At 54.2% G+C, this 21,475-nt stretch carries 21 protein-coding genes; 12 read left to right on the top strand and 9 right to left on the bottom strand.

Translation table 11 applies throughout. From position 1 onward, the window contains the following. Positions 1-51: 51 nt before the first annotated feature. Positions 52-1,362, top strand: a complete 1,311-nt coding sequence (locus ACJJH9_RS18560; protein ID WP_444923636.1) for a tetratricopeptide repeat protein — start codon at positions 52-54, stop codon at positions 1,360-1,362. A gap of 114 nt (positions 1,363-1,476) precedes the next feature. Here the strand turns inward: ACJJH9_RS18560 and ACJJH9_RS18555 are convergent, their stop codons facing one another. Together ACJJH9_RS18555 and ACJJH9_RS18550 are read right to left on the bottom strand one after the other, a co-directional pair. Next, on the bottom strand, positions 1,477-2,283 hold the full coding sequence (locus tag ACJJH9_RS18555; RefSeq protein WP_444923635.1) for an isocitrate lyase/PEP mutase family protein: 807 nt from the start codon (positions 2,281-2,283) through the stop codon (positions 1,477-1,479). Positions 2,284-2,513: 230 nt separating this feature from the next. Beyond that, the gene (locus tag ACJJH9_RS18550; protein WP_444903677.1) at positions 2,514-3,344 is read right to left on the bottom strand and encodes an alpha/beta fold hydrolase; all 831 of its coding nucleotides are present in this window, start codon (positions 3,342-3,344) and stop codon (positions 2,514-2,516) included. 338 nt (positions 3,345-3,682) lie between these two features. Between ACJJH9_RS18550 and rpsF the strand changes: the two genes are divergently transcribed. The 6 genes from rpsF to ACJJH9_RS18520 all read left to right on the top strand — a co-directional run bounded on the left by rpsF (position 3,683) and on the right by ACJJH9_RS18520 (position 8,451). After that, on the top strand, positions 3,683-4,126 hold the full coding sequence (gene rpsF / locus ACJJH9_RS18545; protein WP_252084250.1) for a 30S ribosomal protein S6: 444 nt from the start codon (positions 3,683-3,685) through the stop codon (positions 4,124-4,126). 12 nt (positions 4,127-4,138) lie between these two features. Further along, the gene (gene rpsR / locus ACJJH9_RS18540; protein ID WP_108731487.1) at positions 4,139-4,369 is read left to right on the top strand and encodes a 30S ribosomal protein S18; all 231 of its coding nucleotides are present in this window, start codon (positions 4,139-4,141) and stop codon (positions 4,367-4,369) included. A 43-nt stretch (positions 4,370-4,412) separates the two neighbouring features. Next, complete coding sequence (locus ACJJH9_RS18535) at positions 4,413-5,255, top strand: hypothetical protein (protein WP_444903678.1); 843 nt, start codon at positions 4,413-4,415, stop codon at positions 5,253-5,255. Between the two features lie 37 nt (positions 5,256-5,292). Further along, positions 5,293-5,739 (top strand): 50S ribosomal protein L9, encoded by a 447-nt coding sequence (rplI, locus tag ACJJH9_RS18530; RefSeq protein WP_152450807.1) that lies wholly within the window; start codon positions 5,293-5,295, stop codon positions 5,737-5,739. Between the two features lie 108 nt (positions 5,740-5,847). After that, positions 5,848-7,290: a replicative DNA helicase gene (gene dnaB, locus ACJJH9_RS18525; RefSeq protein ID WP_252084252.1), complete on the top strand. Its 1,443-nt coding sequence runs from the start codon at positions 5,848-5,850 to the stop codon at positions 7,288-7,290. A 69-nt stretch (positions 7,291-7,359) separates the two neighbouring features. Further along, positions 7,360-8,451 (top strand): winged helix-turn-helix domain-containing protein, encoded by a 1,092-nt coding sequence (locus ACJJH9_RS18520; RefSeq protein ID WP_444923634.1) that lies wholly within the window; start codon positions 7,360-7,362, stop codon positions 8,449-8,451. Here the strand turns inward: ACJJH9_RS18520 and ACJJH9_RS18515 are convergent. From ACJJH9_RS18515 to ACJJH9_RS18490, 6 genes are all read right to left on the bottom strand, one after another. After that, on the bottom strand, positions 8,441-9,145 hold the full coding sequence (locus ACJJH9_RS18515; protein WP_444903680.1) for a DUF6515 family protein: 705 nt from the start codon (positions 9,143-9,145) through the stop codon (positions 8,441-8,443). The two genes, ACJJH9_RS18520 and ACJJH9_RS18515, sit on opposite strands and share 11 nt — an antisense overlap. A 109-nt stretch (positions 9,146-9,254) precedes the next feature. Then, the gene (gene speB, locus ACJJH9_RS18510; protein WP_444923633.1) at positions 9,255-10,127 is read right to left on the bottom strand and encodes an agmatinase; all 873 of its coding nucleotides are present in this window, start codon (positions 10,125-10,127) and stop codon (positions 9,255-9,257) included. Between the two features lie 62 nt (positions 10,128-10,189). Continuing rightward, on the bottom strand, positions 10,190-11,383 hold the full coding sequence (gene nspC / locus ACJJH9_RS18505; protein ID WP_444899240.1) for a carboxynorspermidine decarboxylase: 1,194 nt from the start codon (positions 11,381-11,383) through the stop codon (positions 10,190-10,192). Positions 11,384-11,455: 72 nt separating this feature from the next. Beyond that, on the bottom strand, positions 11,456-12,649 hold the full coding sequence (locus tag ACJJH9_RS18500) for a saccharopine dehydrogenase family protein (protein WP_444883553.1): 1,194 nt from the start codon (positions 12,647-12,649) through the stop codon (positions 11,456-11,458). Between the two features lie 70 nt (positions 12,650-12,719). After that, complete coding sequence (gene speA / locus ACJJH9_RS18495) at positions 12,720-14,642, bottom strand: biosynthetic arginine decarboxylase (RefSeq protein WP_444885946.1); 1,923 nt, start codon at positions 14,640-14,642, stop codon at positions 12,720-12,722. A gap of 232 nt (positions 14,643-14,874) precedes the next feature. After that, entirely contained in the window at positions 14,875-15,561 is a 687-nt protein-coding gene (locus tag ACJJH9_RS18490) for a DUF6515 family protein (protein WP_252084258.1), read from the bottom strand. A gap of 305 nt (positions 15,562-15,866) precedes the next feature. Here ACJJH9_RS18490 and panC point away from each other — a divergent pair, with 305 nt between their 5' ends. Continuing rightward, a complete protein-coding gene (gene panC / locus ACJJH9_RS18485) occupies positions 15,867-16,715 on the top strand; it encodes a pantoate--beta-alanine ligase (RefSeq protein ID WP_444905280.1) in 849 nt (282 codons plus the stop codon). Between the two features lie 13 nt (positions 16,716-16,728). Further along, a complete protein-coding gene (gene panD, locus ACJJH9_RS18480) occupies positions 16,729-17,115 on the top strand; it encodes an aspartate 1-decarboxylase (RefSeq protein ID WP_444903682.1) in 387 nt (128 codons plus the stop codon). A 44-nt stretch (positions 17,116-17,159) separates the two neighbouring features. On the opposite strand, the gene ACJJH9_RS18475 is transcribed toward panD, so the two are convergent. Continuing rightward, positions 17,160-18,077: a polysaccharide deacetylase family protein gene (locus ACJJH9_RS18475; RefSeq protein ID WP_444903683.1), complete on the bottom strand. Its 918-nt coding sequence runs from the start codon at positions 18,075-18,077 to the stop codon at positions 17,160-17,162. Between the two features lie 173 nt (positions 18,078-18,250). Between ACJJH9_RS18475 and ACJJH9_RS18470 the strand changes: the two genes are divergently transcribed. The 3 genes from ACJJH9_RS18470 (at position 18,251) to acs (ending at position 21,354) form a co-directional block, all read left to right on the top strand. Further along, a complete protein-coding gene (locus ACJJH9_RS18470) occupies positions 18,251-18,745 on the top strand; it encodes a 2-thiouracil desulfurase family protein (protein ID WP_444903684.1) in 495 nt (164 codons plus the stop codon). A gap of 45 nt (positions 18,746-18,790) precedes the next feature. Next, the gene (locus ACJJH9_RS18465; protein WP_252084261.1) at positions 18,791-19,156 is read left to right on the top strand and encodes a cupin domain-containing protein; all 366 of its coding nucleotides are present in this window, start codon (positions 18,791-18,793) and stop codon (positions 19,154-19,156) included. Between the two features lie 260 nt (positions 19,157-19,416). Continuing rightward, positions 19,417-21,354: an acetate--CoA ligase gene (gene acs / locus ACJJH9_RS18460; RefSeq protein ID WP_444905281.1), complete on the top strand. Its 1,938-nt coding sequence runs from the start codon at positions 19,417-19,419 to the stop codon at positions 21,352-21,354. Positions 21,355-21,475 lie beyond the last annotated feature (121 nt).

Genomic DNA, 21,475 nt, shown 5'->3' with positions numbered 1-21,475 from the left:
TTAATTGGCATTGCAAAATTTATGACAGGGAATGTTTAGAGGTAATCCACAGTGCGAAATGGGCGAATCGGAATAGTGCTAATTACGCTGTTGGTGTTGATATCACCAGTATCAATAGCTGCAGAGTTCTTCAGTGAGGCTACGGAGGCTTTCAAGCAGGGAAAATACCGTAGGGCGCTTAAGTACTTTGAAATTGAGCGTGAGTCTGGCAATAACTCTGCAAAGCTCAGGTATAACATTGGCGTTACCTTGATGAAACTAGAGCGTTATTCGGAGGCCACGATATATTTTCTCGGCCTCCTGAATAATGCCCGCTGGAAGGATTTGGCCCGTTATAACTTGGCCATTGCCGCAGAGCGAAGTGATCGAGAATTGGTCGCACTTAAACATTACCGTATTGTGCGAGCAGGGGCGGCTACAGAAAAGCTGCGGGACATGGCTGCGCGCCGTCTGCGCTTATTGGCAGAGGATCATCGCGGCGAGCGTGAGAAACCCTGGCTGGCCACTGTCAGCCTGACGGTGGGCAATGATGACAATGCCTATGCGTTGCAAAATGAACTACTGGAAGAAGCCTCGATTGGGGATGACAATTACGCCGAGTTGTTTGCCTGGGGTCAATACCGCCTCAAGGGAACTGCTGGGAGTGGCTGGCGGGTGCAAGGTTACGGATTTGGGCGCAAATACAAGGAATATGACAATCTCGATCTAGCCAGCGCCAGGGCGGGATTATTCCATGATCGCCGCCTGTTTGGTTGGACTGCAGAGATGGGATTTGCCGTCGAAATGGTGACCTTGGGGGGGGAGCCTGTCACACAGCAAGCACGGCTGTTGGGTAAAGTTTCAGGGAATTGGGGGCGCTCCAGAATTGTTTTTTCCTATAGCCCAGGTTACTACTTTGGTGGCGAGGATTATGCTTATTTGGATGGCTGGCGTCAGTACTTTGACTTGAGTTGGCAGCGTTCATTATTTTCGACCGAGGCGAAGTTGTTTTATCGATTCGATTACAACGATCGTGAAGGGCAGGAGAAAGCAGAGGGGGATTACTATAGCTACTCACCCGCTCGTCATACTCTTGGAGGCACCCTGGTTTGGATACCTTCACCAAGGTGGAATATATCCACAGGGGTGGAGTATCGCAGTAGCCTCTATAACGAGAGCAATCGTATTACCGATAGCCAAGGTGATGTGGATCTCTATTTTAGAGAATCTGATCGAATGAGATCCTGGTTAGGAGCAAAGCTTCGTATTACCCCTAATCTCCATGTTAATGGGAAGTACCAATATATTGAAAATGAGGAGAATCGGGAATTCTATACTTACGACAAAAGTGAATATAGTTTAGGGGTTGGTTATAGTTTTTGATAGCTGAACTATTAAATCGCTTGGGGGCAAGGATGGCTCCCCCAAGCGCATCTGTAAATTTATAATGAGTATTGAGAAGTTTAAGTTATTCCTTTTCGAGATTATTGATCTTTTTTATTGGATATTGGCGCCCAGGTTATTTAGATAGTTATAGTCCAGACTGTGTTCAAAGATTTGTTTTGGATGTTTTCCTTGGAATAACTTATTGGCCATGTTGCTATAAAGCGCATAACTCGATTGAAATAAAGCAGGTCCCCAGCTTAGCCTACGAATTCCGGCTCTCCAGAAATGGGCGGGCTCTTCCATACGGGCTAGCAGCATTAAATTGAGTGGCATACTGATTTCTTGTGTTAGCTTTTGTGCGTCCGCCAGAGAGGTTAAACCAGGAATAAATCCTCCGCTGGCACCGGCATCCTGATAATCGGACAACCTTTGCATCACCTGTTTCAGTGAATCCTGGCTGTTCTCCGTACTGTTTAGGTAAATATCGGTTCGCGCATTAATAAAAAAGGGTCGCGCCTTTAACGTGGAGCGAATAGCCAGGATTTTTTCACACAGTAGTTGTGGGCTTTCCCTGCCATCTTCGATATTGATACCGACTATGCCAAGATCACATAAAGTTTTAACTAGCTCGGCGACTTGACTGGGATCAGAGCTGTAGCCATCCTCAATATCAATGGATATCGGGACGCGGGAAACCCGCAAAATGCGCTTAACTGCGCTCAGGTGTTCCGATATTGGCATGCTGCTGCCATCGGCATAACCCAGTGACCAAGCCACAGCGGCGCTACTGGTAGCTAAGGCGGGAGCGCCGGCTGCTTGGCAGAGCTGTGCGCTAGCGGCATCCCAGATATTCGGAAGGACTAAGAGTTGGCTGCCTTCATGTAAAGCGTTGAATTGTTCGAAGTAATTAATAGCCATCAAATTTCCCCATGAGATGATTTATTCATCGAGTAACTGGGGTAGAAAATTACTTCGAGCCTTTTCTAAGTTCTGGTCAAAAACGGAAGTGAACAGAGAAGGCGTTACTGTGTATGGGGGGAGTACTGCGCTGGAAAATAAGAAAGAGTCGAAAAAACTGGGGGTTGAATACCTGAAGAGTTCAGCTGCCTCGGCGCCACACTTTGGATGGCGCCAAGACCTGTATCCCCTCAGTAAGAGCCGGCTTGGTGTTGAGTCAACCAGCTGTCCACTTCGGCGATAATCGGGCGTGGATTTTTGATCCAGCTTAGGTGGGGGTTGCCTTTCGGATAGGTAGCGGCCATCTCACGGGTCTCGCCATCTACGATAGCAGCCAGTTTGCGCGCAGCCTTTACTGGTGCAAAGGGATCTCCGGCCAGGGCGATATGAAGAGTGGGTTGGTTGTTGGGCTTGTGTTTTCCAAAGCGTTTTTCTGGAGCGAAGCGCCCACTGAAAATAGAACGGGCCCAGTCTTTCATCAGTTTGCGCGCTTCACGCCAGCCAAAACCCATGCGTGCGCCAGGGAAATAGCCAAGCAGACTCGACGTGACACTCACTATTGAGGCAAAAAGTAAAATGGCGTACCTGTGCAGTCCGCTCCAGCTGCGGTGGTCTACATGGCCGGAGGCGATGGTGACAACCCTGGCATTGCCGGTCAGGCCGGCACGGGCCGCGAGAGTGCTAGTTTGGCCGCCGATACTGTGGCCGAGAATCAGGGCCGGGCCTGCGGGGAAGGACTCTTCCAGCAGTGCCAGTAGTTGCGGGATAAAGGCAAATACCAGGTCATCGTAGCCGTAGTCGGCATTGCGGTTAGGTCTCGGCAGGCTTTCGCCGGTTCCCGGCAGTTCGGTGATGGCGGTGCTGTAGCCGAGTCGCTGTAATTCCTTCAACAAAAGATGGTAGCGATTGGCGGGAACGCCCATGGCGGGAATCACCAGGACTAGTGGGCCTTCGCCGTTGTGAACGGTGGTGACGGGCACCTGGAAGGCGCCAAAACTAAGGTTGTGCGTTTCTTGGGGCATGGTACTTCTCCCTACAGAGGGAGGCACTATATGCCAGCTCGCCGCCACAAACCCATGACCAGAACGCGCAGTTCAGTGGCTGAATCTACACAAAGACAGGGTTTCGCTGGGCTAAGGCCCAGGGTGGAACGGGTGGTCTCTGAGGGAGCAGTTGGAATAATTAGTTCACTTGTCCCCGCGCTGGAGAAGACACAGCCCACAAATAATTGATCAACTTGCAAGCAATCCCGCAACTGCCTAGAATACGCCGCCCGCAATGGGCTCGGTCTATCCGCGCCCGTTGTACTCCTTGCCTTACCGGACTGTCCGGAAGGCTGATTAACCCGTAAGGAGCTAAAATGCGTCATTACGAAATTGTATTCCTGGTTCACCCGGACCAGAGCGAGCAGGTACCCGGCATGGTGGAGCGTTATACCGCTGCCATCAAGGACACTGGCGGTGAAGTACACCGTCTGGAAGACTGGGGCCGTCGCCGTCTGGCTTACCCGATCAACAAGATCCACAAAGCCCACTACATTCTGATGAATGTTGAGTGCACCGAAGAAGCTCTGGAAGAGCTGACCACCAACTTCCGTTACAACGATGCGGTTATCCGTAATCTGGTAATCCGTGAAGACGAGGCGATCACCGACGAGAGCCCGATCATGAAAGCGGAAAAAGAAAGCCGTGAGCGCAAAGCTGCCCGTGCAGAGCGCACCGAGCGTCGCGAGCGCGCCGAAGAAGAGCAGTCCTCTTCTGACGCCGCAGAAGCTTCTTCCGATAACGCTGAAAGCGAAGAGTAAGGGGATTATCAGATGGCACGTTTTTTCCGTCGTCGCAAGTTCTGCCGTTTCACCGCCGAAGGTGTTAAGCGTATCGACTACAAAGATCTCGATACCCTGAAAGCCTACATCTCTGAGACTGGCAAGATTGTTCCAAGCCGTATCACCGGTACCAAAGCCAAGTATCAGCGTCAGCTGGCCTCTGCGGTCAAGCGCGCGCGTTACCTGGCCCTGCTGCCGTACACGGACAGCCACGAAGCCTAAGCCGCAGTTTGCTTAGACTCATTAATAGAGAAGCTATCTAACTATGCGCGCCGTAGCTGAGTTTATTATGCGCGGGCGCGTGCGGGCGGTGATCCTCACCATGGTGGGGATACCGCTGATAAGCCCGGCAATCCTCGCTCTAGTGAGTTTGCGCCGCGGCAGCAGTGAAGGCCTGATGGTTTTGGCCTGGGCACTGTTGCCGATCGTTGTTATGGGCATGAGCGGTCATGTACTACCACTGGTGACCGGTATTTCCGCCGGCCACTTTGCCGCAGTGTTCTGCGGCGCCGTGGCACTGCGCAGTAGCCGTTCATGGGTCGCCGCATTGTTCACTGTAACAGCGGCCTCGGCGGTGGGTATTTTGCTCACCTCTGCCTTCAGCGGCGGTTTGCTCCAGGGCTTTATGCAAGCGCTCGAAAGAGCGGCAGAGCAGCCCAATACGGTTCCGATGGAAGAACTGAAGCAGGTGTTCTCAGGCGAATTGCAGATCACTGGATATCTGAGCCTGATATCGGCGATGAGCGCCACACTGGCTTTGGTTCTGGGGCGCTACTGGCAGGCGCTACTGTATAACCCCGGCGGTTTCCGCCAGGAGTTTCATCAGTTGCGTATGCCGGTATGGCTGGCGGCACTGAGTATGCTGCTGTGGGTGGTGAGCCTGGTGACCCCGGGTTACGCCTTCTGGGGTGCAGTAATCGCCTTCCCCATGGTGGTTGCAGGTATCGCCCTTATTCACTGGCTGGTCGCCAGTCGCGGTTGGGGGATTGGTCCCCTGGTGGCGATGTACGTGATGCTGGTGATTGGTGGCTTGCCCCTGGCTGGATTCCTGTGTGGTTTGGCTCTGGTAGATAGCTGGATAGATATTCGCGGGCGCTCCGCAAAGTAGGCGCGCTCTGCACAATACAGAAATTGAGGAAACCGAGATGGAAGTTATTCTGCTCGATAAAGTAGGCAAACTGGGCAACGTGGGTGATCGCGTTGAAGTTAAAGCCGGTTTCGGCCGCAACTTCCTGCTGCCGACTGGTAAGGCAATTCCGGCTACCGCAGCCAATGTTGCTGAGTTCGAAGCCAAGCGCGCTGAACTGGAAGCCGCTGCAGCTGCCAAAATGGCAGAAGCTGAGAGCCGCGCTACCAAGCTGGCCGACCTGGTTGTAACCATTGCTGCCAACGCTGGTGACGAAGGCAAGTTGTTCGGTTCTATCGGCACTCGCGATATCGCAGACGCAATTACTGCTGGCGGTGTTGAAGTAGCCAAGGCTGAAGTGAAGCTGCCGGAAGGCGCTCTGCGCGAAGTGGGCGAGTACGAAGTAGACGTACAGCTGCACTCCGACGTGACTGCTGTAGTTAAAGTCGTTATCGAAGCCGAGTAAGGTTTTGCCGACAAGCAGTTGGTGCCACAGGCGCCAGCCGCGCTACAATCGGGCGCTGCACCCTACCGGGTCAGCGCCTGTTTTGTTTCTGGTATCCAGTAAAGTCCCATGATCGACGAATACGCTACCCCCGAAGAAGAAATCCACAGTGAAGAGAGTTCACCGCTGCCACACTCGGTAGAGGCGGAGCAATCGGTGCTGGGGGGCCTGATGTTGGATCCGGGCCGCATCGATGCGGTTGCCGAGCAGCTGAGTGAAGAGGACTTCTTTACCGCCAGCCACCGCAAGATCTTCGCGGTAATGGGCGAGCTGAGCAATGGTGAGCAGCCGCTGGATATCGTTACTCTCGCCGAAGGCCTCGCCAGTCGCGACCTCCTTGGCGAGGTGGGCGGTCCGGCCTATCTGGCGGAACTGGCCGAGAACACTCCCTCCGCGGCGAATATTGTCGCCTATGCCAAGATAGTGCGCGAGCGCTCCATGTTGCGCCAGCTGATTGCCGCCGCCGGTGAAATCAGCCGTACCAGTTTCAATCCCGGTGGCCTGGCCTCCGCCGATCTGCTGCAGATGGCTGAGCGCCGTGTGGCGGAAATTGCCGAGGGACGCGCCAAAGAGGGCGGTTTCGTCGGTGTGGATAGCCTGCTGAAGAAAACCGTCGAGCGTATCGATGAGCTGTTTAAAACTGAAGGCGATATCACCGGCCTCAGTACCGGCCTGACCGAATTGGATCAGCGCACCTCCGGCTGGCAGCCGGGCGAGCTGGTAATCCTTGCAGCACGTCCTTCCATGGGCAAGACCGCGCTGGCACTGAATTTTATCGAGAGTGCCATGCTCAGCCAAGAGCGCCCGACCCTGGTCTTCAGTATGGAAATGCCGTCTGACAGCCTGGTAATGCGGATGTTGTCTTCAATCGGTCGTATCGACCAGGGCCGTATCCGCAACGGCAAGCTGCAGGAAGAGGATTGGCCCAAACTTTCCAGCGCCGTACAAAAAATGAAGGGCAAAGCCCTGTATATCGACGATACGCCTGCGCTCAGCCCCAGTGAGGTGCGCGCGCGCACCAAGCGCACCGTGCGCGATCACACCAATAAGTTGATGCGCGAAAATCCTCGTATGAGTCGCGAGGATGCCGAGGCCAAAAGCCTGCCGGCGATGATTATGGTGGACTACCTGCAGCTGATGCAGGTGAAGGGCTCTACCGAGGGCCGCACCCAGGAAATTTCCGAAATCTCGCGCTCTCTCAAGGCATTGGCGAAAGAGTACGACTGCCCGGTAGTCGCCCTGTCGCAGCTCAACCGCGGTGTGGAGCAGCGCCCCAATAAGCGGCCGATGAACTCGGACCTGCGGGAATCCGGGGCGATCGAGCAGGATGCCGATGTGATTTTGTTTATCTATCGCGATGAGTACTACAACGAGGACAGCCCAGACAAGGGGCTGGCAGAGCTGATTATTGGCAAACAGCGTAACGGTGAGATAGGCACCTGTCGCGCGGCATTTATCGGCAAATATACGCGCTTCGATAACCTGGCACCGGAATATTATCAGGGCGAGTAGATCGCTAGGTGCCAGTCTCTGAAACCTGACTGGTAACTGCTGCTCAGCAAATACAAGGAGGGTGACACCATGCTGTCAGAGCAACAGGTCCGCGCACTGGTGCTGGAGCGTCAGTTTATCCACAGTCCCTGGAAGGAGGGGCTCCCCGCCTTAATAGCCCATCTCGGCGCGCTGCAACTGGATGCCATCCAGCGCATTACCCGTGCGCACCACCACCAGCTGTACAACCGTCTGCCCCGTTACCGTGAGCCAGACTTAGCCGAAGCAGAACAGCGCCGCGAAATTTTTGAATACTGGTCCCACGCTGCCGCCTATATGTCGATGGAACACTACCCCTATGCTCGGGTGCGTATGGATCGTATCCGCGCTGGGCAACGCCACTGGTATGAGAAGAATGCCAAACTGTGCCGCTATGTGCTGGATCGGGTAGGCGCTGAGGGACCATTGCGGGCCAGTGATTTCGTACGCACCAAAAGCGGTTGGTGGGAGTGGTCCGATGAAAAGAAAGCGCTGGAGCAGCTATTTCACGAGGGTGAGCTGATGGTCAGCCACCGAGTGGGTTTTCAAAAGGTCTTTGATCTCCCCGAGCGGGTATTGCCGGCAAATACGTCGATCAGCGCCGCTACCGAACTGGAATACGGCAGTCACCTGGTACGCACTTTTCTCGGTTGCCAGGGCATTGGCCGCCCTGAGGAAGTCGCCTATCTACGTCGTGAAGACAAGCCCCTGATTCAACGGGCCATCGAAAATATGCTTGCCACTGGTGAGCTGACTTCTCATGGCAAAGAGTTGATGCTGACAGAGCAGCTGGAGCAGAGTCCGGCGCGGCCAGCGCGCAAGATGCGGCTGTTATCGCCTTTCGATCCACTGATACTACAGCGCAAGCGCCTGAGCCGGCTATTTGAACTTGAATACCAGTTGGAGTGCTATGTCCCTGCAGCCAAGCGCCGCTATGGCTACTTCTGTCTGCCGATTTTATACGGCGATCGTTTTGTGGGGTTGGTGGACTTGAAGGCCGATCGGGATGCGGGAGCACTGCGTATCGAGACTCTGCACTGGTTGGAAAAGCCCGGTGTCTCGCTGGAGGCGAGCTTTCACCGGGCCTTGGGTCAGTTTGCCCGCTTTCACGGGCTGGAAAGTGCGGCGGCGCTTACAGCTTGACCACCACATAGACTTCCTGGCCATCGCGTTGGGTCGGCATGAAGTAGTTGCCGCCATAGCGGTAGTACTGGATACCATTGATCACTTCAGCCGCGTAGCCTTTGGGCAGCGTCTCTAAGACCTGACCGGGCTGGAAACCTTCTGGGCCAGGATCTGGTGTTGCGGGGACTGTCGCCGGTGCCGTGGTTGGAGCTTGTGCAGGCGCCGGAGTTGCAGCGACTGGTGCTGGAACCGTAACCACTGGTGCCGGAGCTGGAACGACCGCTACCGGTGCTGGAGGCGCTACTACCACATAAGTGCGGGTAGCCGGTACCCACTGGTAATAGGCATCGGCATACTGGTAGTAAGTGACACCGCCCACTTGTACCGGCACGGCTCGGCTTGGCAGTGTTACCACTGAAGCGCCCAGCGGCGCATTCACGACGACGTAACCCCTTGGGCCATGACGGTAGAAGTGTCCGCCGTGGTAGTAATAGGGACGCCCGCCAACGGCAACCCGTACATGATTGGTGGGTAGTATCGGGGCGACAAAGCCAATGGAAATGCGGCTGCCGCCATGGTAGTGACCGTGGCGATGATGATGGCGGTGCTCCCCCCAGCGATCGTAGCCACGGGCGTCTGCAGATGGACTAAAGGCAAAAGCCGCCAGTGCAATGAAGGCACTGGCGCCAAGAACGATATTCAGCTTATTCACGGTCTCTCCAGCGAAGTGATTACTCACATCGACATACTAACCCTTAATCTGACAGCAATGACAGGTTAATTGGTTAAGAATTGTCAAAGTGCTGGAAAGCGAGGCTGCCTCAGCGGTTGCGCTGAATAATCCCCATCAGTTTGTACATCAGCTGGGCAGCGGCGAAATCATAGGCGTGGAAGCCGTCAATCGGCGCGAATTCCAGTACGTCAAAACCGATAATCTGGCGTTGACGCGCCACGGATTCGAACAGGTTGAGGGTCTGGTACCAGCCCAGACCGCCGGGTACTGGAGTGCCGGTAGAGGGAAACACCGAAGGGTCCATGCCATCCACATCCAGAGTAAAGAAGACTTTCTTGGGGAAGTTTTCCGGCAGCTGGAATTCCTGCACGTTGTTGGGCACTAGCTGATGGGCGTCCAGATAGCCGACGTTGTAATCCTTGCGCGCTTGCATCTCTTCTTCGCAGTAGGCGCGAATCCCCAGCTGGAACAGGGGCACACCGGCCTCTACCACCAGGCGCATCACACTGGCGTGACTGTGCTTGTGGCCTTCATAGCGGTCGCGCAGGTCGGCATGGGCGTCGATCTGAACCACACCGAAGTCGGTTTCACCGGCATCCAGCAGGCCTTTGATAATGCCCCAGGTCACCGAGTGTTCGCCGCCGATGCCCACGGGCATCTTACTCAGTGCCAGCACCTCTTTGGTGGCTGCGGCGATATTGTCCATTACCTGTTCTGCGGCACCACCCATTTCAACCGGCGGGCGGGTGTAGATACCTAGCTCGCAGGGTGAGGAGAAGTTGTCGAAAGTTTCCAGCTGCCAGGAGGCCTCGAGGATGGAGGCCGGGCCCTTGCCAGTGCCGCCACCGTAGGAAACAGTCTCCTCATAGGGGATGGGGATGATATGAAAGAAGGCGTCCTCGGGCTTGGGTTGCTCAATTTCGGAGCCCAGGAAGATGGGGTAATCGTTTTCTGGCTGCATCTACGTGTCCTCTGGAGGCGGGGGATTGTACTGCCCGCCGCATCACTATCTTGTTGGGGCTATCAGGAGAGGCGCTCTTTGAAGTCGTCGTAACCGAAGCTCTTGATGATTTTCAGGTCGTCGGTCTCTGAGTTCCACAGGGCGATGGAGGGCAGGGGGATGCCATTGAAGGTGTTGGTTTTCACCATGGTGTAGTAGGCCATCTCCTCGAATACCAAGCGCTCCCCTACCTTGAGGGGGTTGTGGAAGCTGTATTCGCCAATGCTGTCCCCGGCCAGACAGCTCTGCCCGCCCAGGCGGTAGGTGTGGGGCAGCTCGCCGGGGCGAGCGGCACCGGTGATTCCCGGGCGGTAGGGCATTTCCAGAACATCCGGCATATGGCAGGTGGCGGAGGCGTCGAGTATGGCCTGGTTCTGACCATTCCAGGCGGTATCCACCACTTCTGTCACCAGGATACCAGCGAACAGGGAAATGGCCTCACCGGGCTCCAGGTAAACCTGCACATCATATTTTTCAGAAAAATTGCGCACGGCGGCAATCAGCTCGTCGACCTGGTAATCGCGGCGGGTGATATGGTGGCCACCGCCAAAATTGATCCACTCCATCTGCGGGATTAGGTCGCCAAATTTCTCTTCCACGGCAGCGATGGTGCGCTCCAGCGGTTTAAAGTCCTGTTCGCACAAGGTGTGGAAGTGCAGGCCGCTAATGCCCTCCAGCGACTCATCGTCAAACAGTGAACGCACGATACCGAGCCGTGAGCAGGGCGCACAGGGGTCGTAGAGGTCGGTGTGGCCTTCGGAGTGCTCTGGGTTAATACGCAGGCCAAAGCGCAGTTCCGGGCGCTGCTTCTGCATATCCAGGCACAGTTCCCGGTAGCGTTTCCACTGGGAAAAGGAGTTGAAGATCACGTGGTGGGCGAACTGCAGAATTTCGCGTAGTTCATCTTCTTTATAGCCGGCACTGAAAACATGGACTTCCTTGCCCTGGTCGCGCCCGCCGTACTCTTCAAAGCCGAGTTTCGCCTCAAACAGGCCACTGGCACAGGTGCCCGACAGGTATTCAGCAACAATTGGACCGGTGCTGAACATGGAGAACGCTTTCAATGCGGCCAATACTTTGGCGCCACTGCGTTTCTGCACATCGGCCAGTAGTGCCAGGTTGTCGCGCAAGGCGATTTCATCGACCACGAAACAGGGAGAGGGTACACGGTAGGGGTCAAAGTGTCCGAAGTAGTCTAGGCGGGGAGTGAGATCCATAGGGAGCTTCTTTATCCTGCTGCGCGGGATGGGCGCCTGGGCCCATCCCGAAGGGTATGGAAAAGTGCGGAATTACTGGAAGGGCTTATCCAGCCAGGTTTCCTGCCAGGGCAGGCCGTACTTGTTCAGGTCGTCCATAAAGGGGTCCGGGTCCATCTGCTCCATGTTCCACACGCCGGGCTTCATCCACTTACCTTCCAGCATCATCTTGGCGCCGATCATTGCCGGTACTCCAGTGGTGTAGGAGATGGCCTGGGACTGTACCTCTTTGTAGCAATCCTGGTGATCGCAGGTGTTGTAGACGTAGTAGATCTTCTCTTCGCCGTCTTTGCTGCCGCGGATAATGTTGCCGATGCAGGTCTTGCCTTTGGTCAGCGGGCCCAGGCTGGCGGGGTCCGGCAGCATCGCCTTGAGGAACTGAATGGGCACAATTTCCTGGCCTTGGAATTGCACCGGTTCGATGCCGGTCATACCGACGTTTTGCAGTACTTCGAGATGCTTCAGGTAGCTTTCACCAAAAGTCATCCAGAAGCGCGCGCGCTCGATTTCCGGGAAGTGCTTGGACAGGGATTCCAGCTCTTCGTGGTACAGCAGGTAGATGTCTTTGTCGCCGATGCCTTCGGGGAAATTGAAGACACGCTTCTCTTCCATCGGCTTGGTGGTTATCCACTGGCCATTTTCCCAATAGCGGCCGTTGGCGGTAATCTCGCGGATATTGATTTCCGGGTTGAAGTTGGTGGCGAAAGGCAGGCCGTGGTCGCCGGCGTTGCAGTCGAGAATATCCAAGGTGTGGATACGATCGAAGTGATGCTTCTTGGCGTAGGCGGTAAATACGCTGGTCACACCGGGGTCAAAACCGCTGCCCAGCAGGGCCATCAGACCGGCTTTCTCGAACTTCTCCTGGTAGGCCCACTGCCACTTGTACTCGAACTTGGCCTCTTCCGGCGGCTCGTAATTGGCGGTGTCCAGGTAGTGCACGCCGGTTTCCAGGCAGGCATCCATGATGTGCAGGTCCTGGTAGGGCAGGGCCACATTGATGATCATGTCCGGCTTCACTTTTTCGATCAGCTTGACCAGTTCGGGTACGTTATCCGCATCGACTTCGGCGGTATCAATTTTCCGTGGCAACATCTCCGCGATCTTGTCGCACTTGCTCTTGGTGCGACTGGCGAGGGTGATGTTTTCAAATACTTCAGGAACTTGTGCGCACTTGTGCGCAACTACCTGGCCGACGCCGCCGGCGCCGATGATCAGTACGTTGGCCATAAAGATCTCCTTAGTCTGCGACGTTGGCCGCCGCTATCTTCTTAAAGGCTTACCGCCTTATTTTTTAAACTTACTTTTCGAAGTAGGTGTAACCGCTCATGCTGGCGGTATAGGTATGCAGAATCTGCTTGCGCTGGGCTGCGGTGATCAACCCCTGTTTCACAGCGCGCTCCGCCAGGCGGCGGAAACGCTCGAACAGTTCTTTGGGTTGATATTCTACGTAACTCAGCACGTCGGAAATACTGTCGCCGTGAATCTCATGGCTGAAGTCGATACTGCCGTCCTCCTGGATACGCACACTCACCACGTTGGTATCGCCAAACAGGTTGTGCAAATCGCCCAGAGTTTCCTGGTAGGCCCCCACCAGGAAGGTGCCGAGGATATAGTCCTCGCCGTCTTTCAGTTCGTGCAGGGGCAGGGTTTTCTGCTCCTTCTCGCGACCGATAAAGCGGTCGATCTTACCGTCGCAGTCGCAAGTGATGTCGGCGATGATACCCGAGCGGGTCGGCGCCTCATCCAGGCGATGGATCGGCAGTAGCGGGAATACCTGGTCGATGGCCCACATATCCGGGATCGACTGGAAGACGCTCACATTGGCGTAGTAGATATCCGACAGCACCTCTGGCAGGGCCTGCAGGTCAGCGGGTATTACTTCGGCTTCGTCGAGGAGTGCGCGAATCTCCTGGGCACCCTGCAGGAACAGGTTCTCCGCATTGGCGCGCTCGCGCAGGCTCACCTGGCCGTGCAGGTACAGGGAGCGCACTTCGTCGCGATAATAAAGGGCGTCGTTGTAGCTCTCCTGCAGGTTTTTGGGGGTGATACTACTCACCGCATCCTGCAGATTGAGCAACATCTGGTGGTCGCCATCGCTGATCTTGGTGTGCTCCAGTTCCACCGGTTCGAAGCGGGTGGTGTCGAGCACATCGAACAAAAGCACGGAGGAGTAGGCCACGGTAGCGCGGCCGGACTCGGTGATAATCACCGGGTGGGCAACCCCTTCACTGTCGAGAGTCCCCATAATGGCTTCCACGACATCCACGCAATACTCGTCGAGGGAATAGTTCTTGGAGTGGGTGTAGTTGGTCTTGGTGCCGTCGTAGTCCACCGCCAAGCCACCGCCCAAGTCCAGATAGCCCATGGGAGCGCCTTCTTCCACCAGATCGGCGTAATAGCGGCAAGCTTCCAACACTCCGGTGCGAATATCGCGAATATTCGGTACCTGTGAGCCCAGGTGGTAGTGCAGCAGCTTGAGGCAGTCGAGCATATTGTGGCTGCGCAGCTGGTCGACCATGGCAATCAGGTCGTTACTGCCCAGGCCGAAAATGCTACGGTCGCCACTGGTGGCGTTCCAGTAGCCGCCCACCTTGGAGGCGAGTTTCACCCGCGCGCCGATATTGGGGCGCACCTGCTCGCGCTCTGCGCAGCGGATGATGGTTTCCACTTCCGAGGGCGTTTCTACCACGAAGAAAATCTGTACACCCAGGCGCTGCGCCTGCAGGCCGAGGTTGATAAATTCCTCGTCCTTGTAGCCGTTACAGATGATCAGAGATTCGGTGTTGTCCAAAATGGACAGTGCAGCGATCAGCTCCGCCTTGCTGCCAGCCTCCAGGCCGTGGTTAAAACGGCGGCCGGCGCTGGCGATCTCCTCGATCACCTGGCATTGCTGGTTGACTTTGATCGGGAAGACCCCGCGAAAAACATTGCCGTAGCCGCAATCTTCGATGGCGCGGGCAAAGGATTCATTAATGCGGGCGATCTGTGCATCGAGCAGATTTTCAATGCGCAGTAGTAAGGGCATGCCCAGGCCGCGCTCGGTGGCGCCGCGGGCGATCTCCATCAGAGAGACACTTTGGGATTCCCCGTTGGGACCCTCGACCAGGACCGAAACTTCACCGTCTTCATTTAAATCGAAATAGCCGGCGCCCCAGTTGCGGATGCCGTAAAGTTCGGCAGAATCGTCGCAGGTCCAGTTTTTTACTTGTTGCTGTTTCATGGCGCCTTTCCGTTGATCTGTGGCGGGCGCGAATCTTGGGCCCAGCAGTGCTGGAAAGCAATAACTATAGATAAAAAAACGTTGATTTTTTTCCCTGTAAAAAACTAAATATTTATTCGGTTTTTTTCTGGCTTCAGCGCGCTTTACGATGAGGAATTCTTGTGGAAATTTAGCCGCGAAATAAAAAAGCGGTCCGAAGACCGCTGAAGCTTGGGGGGATGGAATAGGGCGGTTAAAACAGTCCGGGATTGGGCACAACGCGGTAGCCGCGTCGTCGGTCATCCCAGCGGTAATAGGTGTCGTAGGCTACGTAGTAGTTGTAGCCACCGACAACCACTGTCAGGGCTGAGGCCGGTAAGCTATGCACGATGGCGCCGTGGGGCGGACGGGTTACCACATAGCCGTGAGAAGCCGGGCGGTAGAAAATACCTTCGCTATAGTAGAAGCCGGTGGCGCCGATGCTGACACTGACAAAATTTTGCGGTAGGTGGCGCCAGCTGTAGCCGTAGCCGTAATGTGCTGGGCGCCAGCGAGGACGATGCCCATGGTGGCCACGGCGATAATGGGGTCTGTGCACCGCGCGGTGCTCGTGCCGGTGGCCTGTGCGGTGGCCGCGGCTATAGCCATCGGAGTAACCATCTTTGTAAGCGTGGCGGACTTCTCGGCGATGTCTGCGCTCCTCTCTACGCTCTCTGCGTGCTTCCTTGCGCTGTCTGCGCTCTTCTCTACGATGTTCTCTCTCGTGCTTGCGATTATGATGTCTGTCGCGTTCCATGTGACGCTGCTCGCGATGGGCTCTTCCCTGTCCGTGGTGATCGTGGTCCATTGCCCGCTGGTGTCCCCTATGTACTTCGGATATGGCAGGGGTTGCCAGGAGCAATAGGCCCGCGGCGGCGATGGCAGTAGTGAGGTGTCTCATGGCAGCGCTCCCGAGCATGGATGGCTCTTTGATGTTGTTTAAAGTCGTTTGTGGATCTTGGCGGGCAGTTTGCCTTGGCGGGTATGAACACTTCCTGAACTCTGCGCGATAACCTGAGGTGGGGGAGAGGTGTGGTGGATAATTTGTAAGTGACTTGGAATCCGGCTGATATGACCTAGACAGTGGTCTGTGAGCTATCAGAGATGTCGTGGGAAAAACCTGGGGATAGCGGCACTTTTGCTAAGTTGAGACGCCTCGTCTCAGCGAGTATGATGCCGCGCTGATACATAGTGAGCGGTAGAGAGATGCAAGTCTTCCACCACGTAGCCAGCCTGCGCGAGGCGCTGGCCCAAGCCCGAGCAGACGGCAAGACCGTGGGCTTCGTGCCCACCATGGGCAATCTGCACGACGCCCATATCGAGCTGGTCAAGTTGGCCCAGCAGCACTGCGACCTAGTAGTGGTATCGATCTTCGTCAACCGCCTGCAGTTTGGCCTGAATGAGGATTGGGACAAATATCCGCGCACTATGGAGCGGGATATGGCCCGGTTGCGCGAAGCCGAGTGCGATTTCCTGTTCCACCCGGATGAGAACGAGATTTATCCCAACGGTATGGACCAGCAGACCCGCGTGGTTTGCCCGGCCATGACCGATGTGCTTTGTGGCGCGAGTCGCCCCGGTCACTTTGAAGGGGTGACGACGGTAGTCTCCAAGCTGTTTAATATTGTGCAGCCGGACAAGGCCGTATTTGGCATCAAGGACTTCCAGCAATTGGCGGTGATTCGCCGTATGGCCGAGGACCTGTGTATTCCGGTGGAAATCATTGCTGCGCCGGTACACCGCGAGAGCGACGGTCTGGCTCTGAGCTCGCGCAATGGCTATATCACTGCCGATGAGCGCCCCAAAGTGGCGGTGCTCAACCAGTCGCTGAATTGGGTTAAAGATGAAATCGTGGGTGGGCGCCGGGACTTTGCCGACCTGGAAAAAGAGGCGCGCCAGCGTATCGAAGACACTGGCTTCCGCGTCGACTATTTCTCCATCTGTTACAGCAAGGACTTACAGCCGGCAGCTGATGACGATAAACAAATTACGATTCTGGGGGCGATGTATACCAGTGCCGCGCGCCTGATCGACAACGTATCCCTGGAACTCTGAGGGGCATCCAACCATGCAAATTGAAATGTTGAAGTGCAAACTGCATATGGCCGCGGTGACCCAGGCCGAACTCTGGTATGACGGCTCCTGCGCAATTGATGAAGATCTGGTAGAGCTGGCCGGTCTGCGCGAATTCGAAAAAATCGATATTTACAACGTGAGCAACGGTGAGCGCTTTCACACCTATGTGATTCTGGCCGAGCGCGGCTCCGGTATTATCTCCATGAATGGTGCCGCTGCCCGCCGTGTACAAGTTGGCGATCGTATTATTATCGCTTCCTATGCCCAGATGACAGAGGCAGAGGCCGATAGCCACAAGCCCAAGCTGGTCTACCTGGATGAAAGCAACAAGGTAGAGCGCAGCACTAATACCATTCCGGTTCAGCTCGTTGAAGCCTGATTCTCTCCGTTACAGGGCTTTGTGCCCTGTAGCATCCCTGCCATTTAGTGATCAGACATCAATAACACTTCCTGATTGAACCTCTTTTCCAGGTAGGACTCATCCAGGGTGTAATGCCAGAGATTTTTCTTTTGCCCTTTAGCAAGGGCGATTTCGCCGATTCTGCCAGGATTGTATTTAATCGGTTGGTCGAGTTGGTATTTGGCGATGGGATCTTGATAGGCCTCCTGCAAAGAAATTATTTCCCAGCCTTCCCGCTGCAGGCGACGAGCTAAATCGCCAATAAACAACGCCGTAATGTCCATTTCGTGTAACAGTAGGACGTGCTTGGGTGAACGCCCAAGATATTTGCTCGCCATATCTTCGTAGTAATTAATACTCGCCATAAGAACGTCGACATAAAACTTTGAGAGTCTCTCCATATCAACCGGTTTCCCGACTTTCACTGCCGCTTGAAAAAGCTCTTCGATATACCAGTCGTAATTATTTAAGGTGATATAGGCATTTTGGTAATTATTTTTCTGTAATAGATTTCGCATGCCATCCCGTTTTTCGATAGTTTCTCCCTCGCGCAGGTAGGGAAAGCGGAAATAGGGTTTAAAATTGTCAAATTGTTGCAGTATATGATGGGCTTGTAAAAAATCCGACTGATAGACGGATAGCTCTGTCTCAAGAAAGTTGGGATGGCTATGGGTGTGATTGCCAATAGTATGCCCAGCCTTGTTGTATGTGCCTATTCTCTCTAGCCCTTCCTGATTCAGTGACTGCGTGGTGGCAAAGAAGGCTACTTGTCCAATTTTGTGCTTTTCCAGGTTCTCAATTAGTGTTTTTGCTCGAGTTGGTCCGTCAAAGTAGCCATCGGCTTTGCGGGGGGCATCGTCAAGCGTAATCGCCAATTGTTTGGCATTAGCTACAGGGATTGTTAACAGGCTGATAGTCAAAATCAGTATAGAGCGCAGCATGATTTATTTCTCTAATGGATTTGTTTGGGGGGCCTTTGCTTAACCTGGATTTATTTGTCTTACTTTTCCGACTTTCTGTCTTAATTTACTTGCTGGGCAACCTTTATGCTCGTGTAATCTAAGTGACCTTTAAGCATTATTTTCTATTGTGTCCATTTTGACCGAAGGTGTATATGACCAAAATACTAGTGAGTTCTTGTCTCCTGGGGTGTGCCGTGCGTTATAACGGTAGTGATGTTGAGGTCCATAACAGCGATTTTGATTGGCTTATAGAAACCCAGGATGTCGTTCCTCTGTGTCCGGAAGTTGCAGCCGGATTGCCTATACCCAGGGCTCCGGCAGAGATTTTCGGCGGTAGTGGTGCTGAGGTTTTAGCGGGCACGGCCAGAGTTATAGGAATTGATCATAAGGATCTGACAGATCAATTTATATGGGGAGCGGACGTAGCCCTGCGCTTGTGTCGAAATCAGGATATCAAGTTTGCGGTGCTTACAGAAAACAGCCCATCCTGTGGTTCGAATTTTATTTACGATGGCAGTTTTTCAGGAGTGAAGAAAAAAGGAATTGGAATAGTGGCTGCCCGTCTAAGTGAATCGGGGGTGTTGGTTTTTAGTCAGCATACTGTTGGAAGCCTTAGAGACTTAGTTGAGACCTCACGTTCGATATAGTTTTAATTAATAAGTGCTTTCTTGCTTAGGAGGAAAGGATTAGAAATGCGCTATAAAGTCATTAATTTTAGAGAAAAGCTAGCAAAGTTCTCGGACCATTGGTCTCCTAAGGTCATCGCGGAGATGAATGATTACCAGTTCAAGCTGGTAAAGATACAAGGAGAGTTTACCTGGCATGATCATCCCGATACGGATGAGGTTTTTATCGTTGTCTCAGGACAAATGGAAATTGAGTTTCGCGATAATACTATCTGTTTGGGTCCTGGGGAGATGGCTGTGGTGCCCAAAGGCGTGGAGCACAAGCCAAGGGCTGAACAGGAGTGCGAGATTTTACTGGTTGAGCCCAGAGGCGTTGTGAATACTGGTGATGCCGGAGGTGAACTGACCGCGGATAATAATATCTGGATTTAATATCCGGTAAATTGCCCAGGGCTTAATCGATAATTTTCTGTTGTTAGTCAACCTTCTGGCCCCTTGTTGTTTTAGCCGTCCCCAGTGGGTGAGGAATGGACGAATTATCTTGTACCGTGTGAATGTTTCCTACTTTTCAGCTCTGCCAGCGGTGGGGGGATTGTTTCACCCAGGCAATGCTATAAAGTGAGCCGAATAAGACCCAATAAATTCAGATTTCTCTATGCCAAAGTGCCAGGCTAATAATAAGGGAGAAGATGATGTCAGATGTGCATACCCGCCCCATACCTGCAAAGTTTGCTGCCAATGCTCTGATTGGCGCTGAAGACTACGAAAAAATGTATCGACAATCGGTGCAAGATCCAGAGGCATTCTGGGCTCAGCAGGCCAAGGATTTTCTGCAGTGGGAAAAATCTTTTACCCAGGTGCTGGAGGAGGATATGCACCGAGGGCATACGGCTTGGTTTGCCGATGGTCAACTCAATGTCACGGTGAATTGCATCGACAGACACTTAGCTAGCCGCAGTGAGCAAACCGCCATTTTGTGGGAGGGAGACGACCCGGCGGATAGTGTGGCGATTACCTATCGCACTCTGTATGACAATGTGTGCCGCTTGGCGAACCTGTTGAAATCTCGTGGAGTGAAGAAAGGGGATCGGGTTTGCATTTATATGCCCATGATTCCCGAGGCGGCCTACGCCATGCTCGCCTGTGCCCGTATTGGTGCGGTGCACTCGGTGGTGTTTGGCGGTTTCTCGCCGGTTTCGCTAAGGGATCGCATACTCGACTCTGATTGTCGCTTGGTGATTACCGCTGATGAAGCGATTCGAGGGGGTAAGCATATTCCCCTCAAGGCTAATGTAGATCAGGCCCTGTCTGAGTGCCCCAGCGTACATACGGCCATTGTGGTAAAGCATATCGGCGCCCCAGTGGACTGGGATAGTAAACGGGATATCTGGTATGCGGATGCCATCGCAGAAATGGATGGCGACTGTGCACCAGAAGTCGTCAGCGCTGAAGATCCGCTGTTCATCCTCTATACCTCCGGTTCCACCGGCAAACCAAAAGGGGTGCTACATACCACCGCTGGTTATTTGCTGATGGCCAGCATGACTTTCAAATATGTATTTGATTACCGGGAGGGTGAGGTTTTCTGGTGCACCGCGGATGTCGGTTGGATTACCGGACACAGCTATATCGTTTACGGTCCCCTGGCTGCAGGAGCCACCACGTTAATGTTTGAAGGCGTGCCCACCTATCCGGATGCCTCACGTTTTTGGCAGGTTGTGGATAAACATCAGGTCAACAGCTTTTACACTGCGCCTACAGCGATCCGTGCACTAATGGGAGCGGGGGATGCATTTGTCACCAGTACAGAACGCAGCTCCCTGCGACTATTGGGGACAGTGGGTGAGCCAATTAATCCAGAGGCCTGGGAGTGGTATTACAAGGTGGTCGGTGATGAGCGCTGTCCTATTGTGGATACCTGGTGGCAGACGGAAACCGGCGCTCATATGATCACACCGCTACCCGGTGCTATGGCGCTTAAACCGGGTTCCGCCACAAAGCCTTTCTTTGGTGTGCAGCCGGTGTTGTTGGATGGGGACGGCAAAGAAATCGAAGGTGCGGGAGAAGGCGCTCTGGCGATTAAAAAAAGCTGGCCCTCAATGATTCGCGGAGTATATGGCGATCGTCAACGTATGATCGATACCTACTTTTCCACTTATCCCGGTTATTACTTTACTGGCGATGGTGCGCGCAGGGATGTGGATGGTTACTACTGGATCACTGGGCGTATCGACGATGTGTTGAATGTTTCCGGCCACCGCCTAGGCACCGCTGAGATCGAGAGTGCCCTGGTGTTGCACCCGGACACCGCAGAGGCCGCGGTGGTAGGTTATCCGCATGATATTAAGGGGCAGGGTATCTATGCGTTTGTTACTCTGAAATCAGGGCGGGAACCCAGTGAAGCCTTGCGGCAGGCGTTAATTGAGCTCTGCTCCACGGAGATAGGGCCTATTGCCAAGCCGGATGTTATTCAATGGGCGCCGGGCCTGCCTAAAACCCGCTCGGGAAAAATTATGCGGCGTATTCTGCGTAAGATAGCCTGTAATGAGTTGGATAACCTTGGAGATACCTCCACCCTGGCGGACCCTGCAGTAGTTGACGATCTACTGGCACATCGCGAAAATCGCTGACCTGAATTTAGCGCAAGTACTATTCCCTGGCGGCGCGGCTGTTGGGGACTGTAGAAAAGCCGGGCATCGCCCGGCTTTTTTGCTCTTATCAGTGCCATCGCGCGGTGGTTCAAGGCCAGTA

The sequence above is a fragment of the Microbulbifer mixtoriginis (SeqCode) genome (assembly GCF_052466715.1).
The sequence above is the reverse complement of the archived record's forward strand: the minus strand, read 5'-3'. Positions and strand labels throughout refer to the sequence as shown.

Excerpts from the sequence above, each read along its gene's own strand:
- speB (WP_444923633.1), bottom strand. The coding sequence starts at position 10,127 with ATGCAGCCAGAAAACGATTACCCCATCTTCCTGGGCTCCGAAATTGAG.
- ACJJH9_RS18465 (WP_252084261.1), top strand. The coding sequence starts at position 18,791 with ATGCGCTATAAAGTCATTAATTTTAGAGAAAAGCTAGCAAAGTTCTCG.
- dnaB (WP_252084252.1), top strand. The coding sequence starts at position 5,848 with ATGATCGACGAATACGCTACCCCCGAAGAAGAAATCCACAGTGAAGAG.
- ACJJH9_RS18490 (WP_252084258.1), bottom strand. The coding sequence starts at position 15,561 with ATGAGACACCTCACTACTGCCATCGCCGCCGCGGGCCTATTGCTCCTG.
- ACJJH9_RS18500 (WP_444883553.1), bottom strand. The coding sequence starts at position 12,649 with ATGGCCAACGTACTGATCATCGGCGCCGGCGGCGTCGGCCAGGTAGTT.
- ACJJH9_RS18535 (WP_444903678.1), top strand. The coding sequence starts at position 4,413 with ATGCGCGCCGTAGCTGAGTTTATTATGCGCGGGCGCGTGCGGGCGGTG.
- ACJJH9_RS18470 (WP_444903684.1), top strand. The coding sequence starts at position 18,251 with ATGACCAAAATACTAGTGAGTTCTTGTCTCCTGGGGTGTGCCGTGCGT.
- nspC (WP_444899240.1), bottom strand. The coding sequence starts at position 11,383 with ATGGATCTCACTCCCCGCCTAGACTACTTCGGACACTTTGACCCCTAC.
- acs (WP_444905281.1), top strand. The coding sequence starts at position 19,417 with ATGTCAGATGTGCATACCCGCCCCATACCTGCAAAGTTTGCTGCCAAT.
- ACJJH9_RS18555 (WP_444923635.1), bottom strand. The coding sequence starts at position 2,283 with ATGGCTATTAATTACTTCGAACAATTCAACGCTTTACATGAAGGCAGC.
- rplI (WP_152450807.1), top strand. The coding sequence starts at position 5,293 with ATGGAAGTTATTCTGCTCGATAAAGTAGGCAAACTGGGCAACGTGGGT.
- panC (WP_444905280.1), top strand. The coding sequence starts at position 15,867 with ATGCAAGTCTTCCACCACGTAGCCAGCCTGCGCGAGGCGCTGGCCCAA.
- ACJJH9_RS18550 (WP_444903677.1), bottom strand. The coding sequence starts at position 3,344 with ATGCCCCAAGAAACGCACAACCTTAGTTTTGGCGCCTTCCAGGTGCCC.
- panD (WP_444903682.1), top strand. The coding sequence starts at position 16,729 with ATGCAAATTGAAATGTTGAAGTGCAAACTGCATATGGCCGCGGTGACC.
- speA (WP_444885946.1), bottom strand. The coding sequence starts at position 14,642 with ATGAAACAGCAACAAGTAAAAAACTGGACCTGCGACGATTCTGCCGAA.
- ACJJH9_RS18520 (WP_444923634.1), top strand. The coding sequence starts at position 7,360 with ATGCTGTCAGAGCAACAGGTCCGCGCACTGGTGCTGGAGCGTCAGTTT.
- rpsR (WP_108731487.1), top strand. The coding sequence starts at position 4,139 with ATGGCACGTTTTTTCCGTCGTCGCAAGTTCTGCCGTTTCACCGCCGAA.
- rpsF (WP_252084250.1), top strand. The coding sequence starts at position 3,683 with ATGCGTCATTACGAAATTGTATTCCTGGTTCACCCGGACCAGAGCGAG.
- ACJJH9_RS18475 (WP_444903683.1), bottom strand. The coding sequence starts at position 18,077 with ATGCTGCGCTCTATACTGATTTTGACTATCAGCCTGTTAACAATCCCT.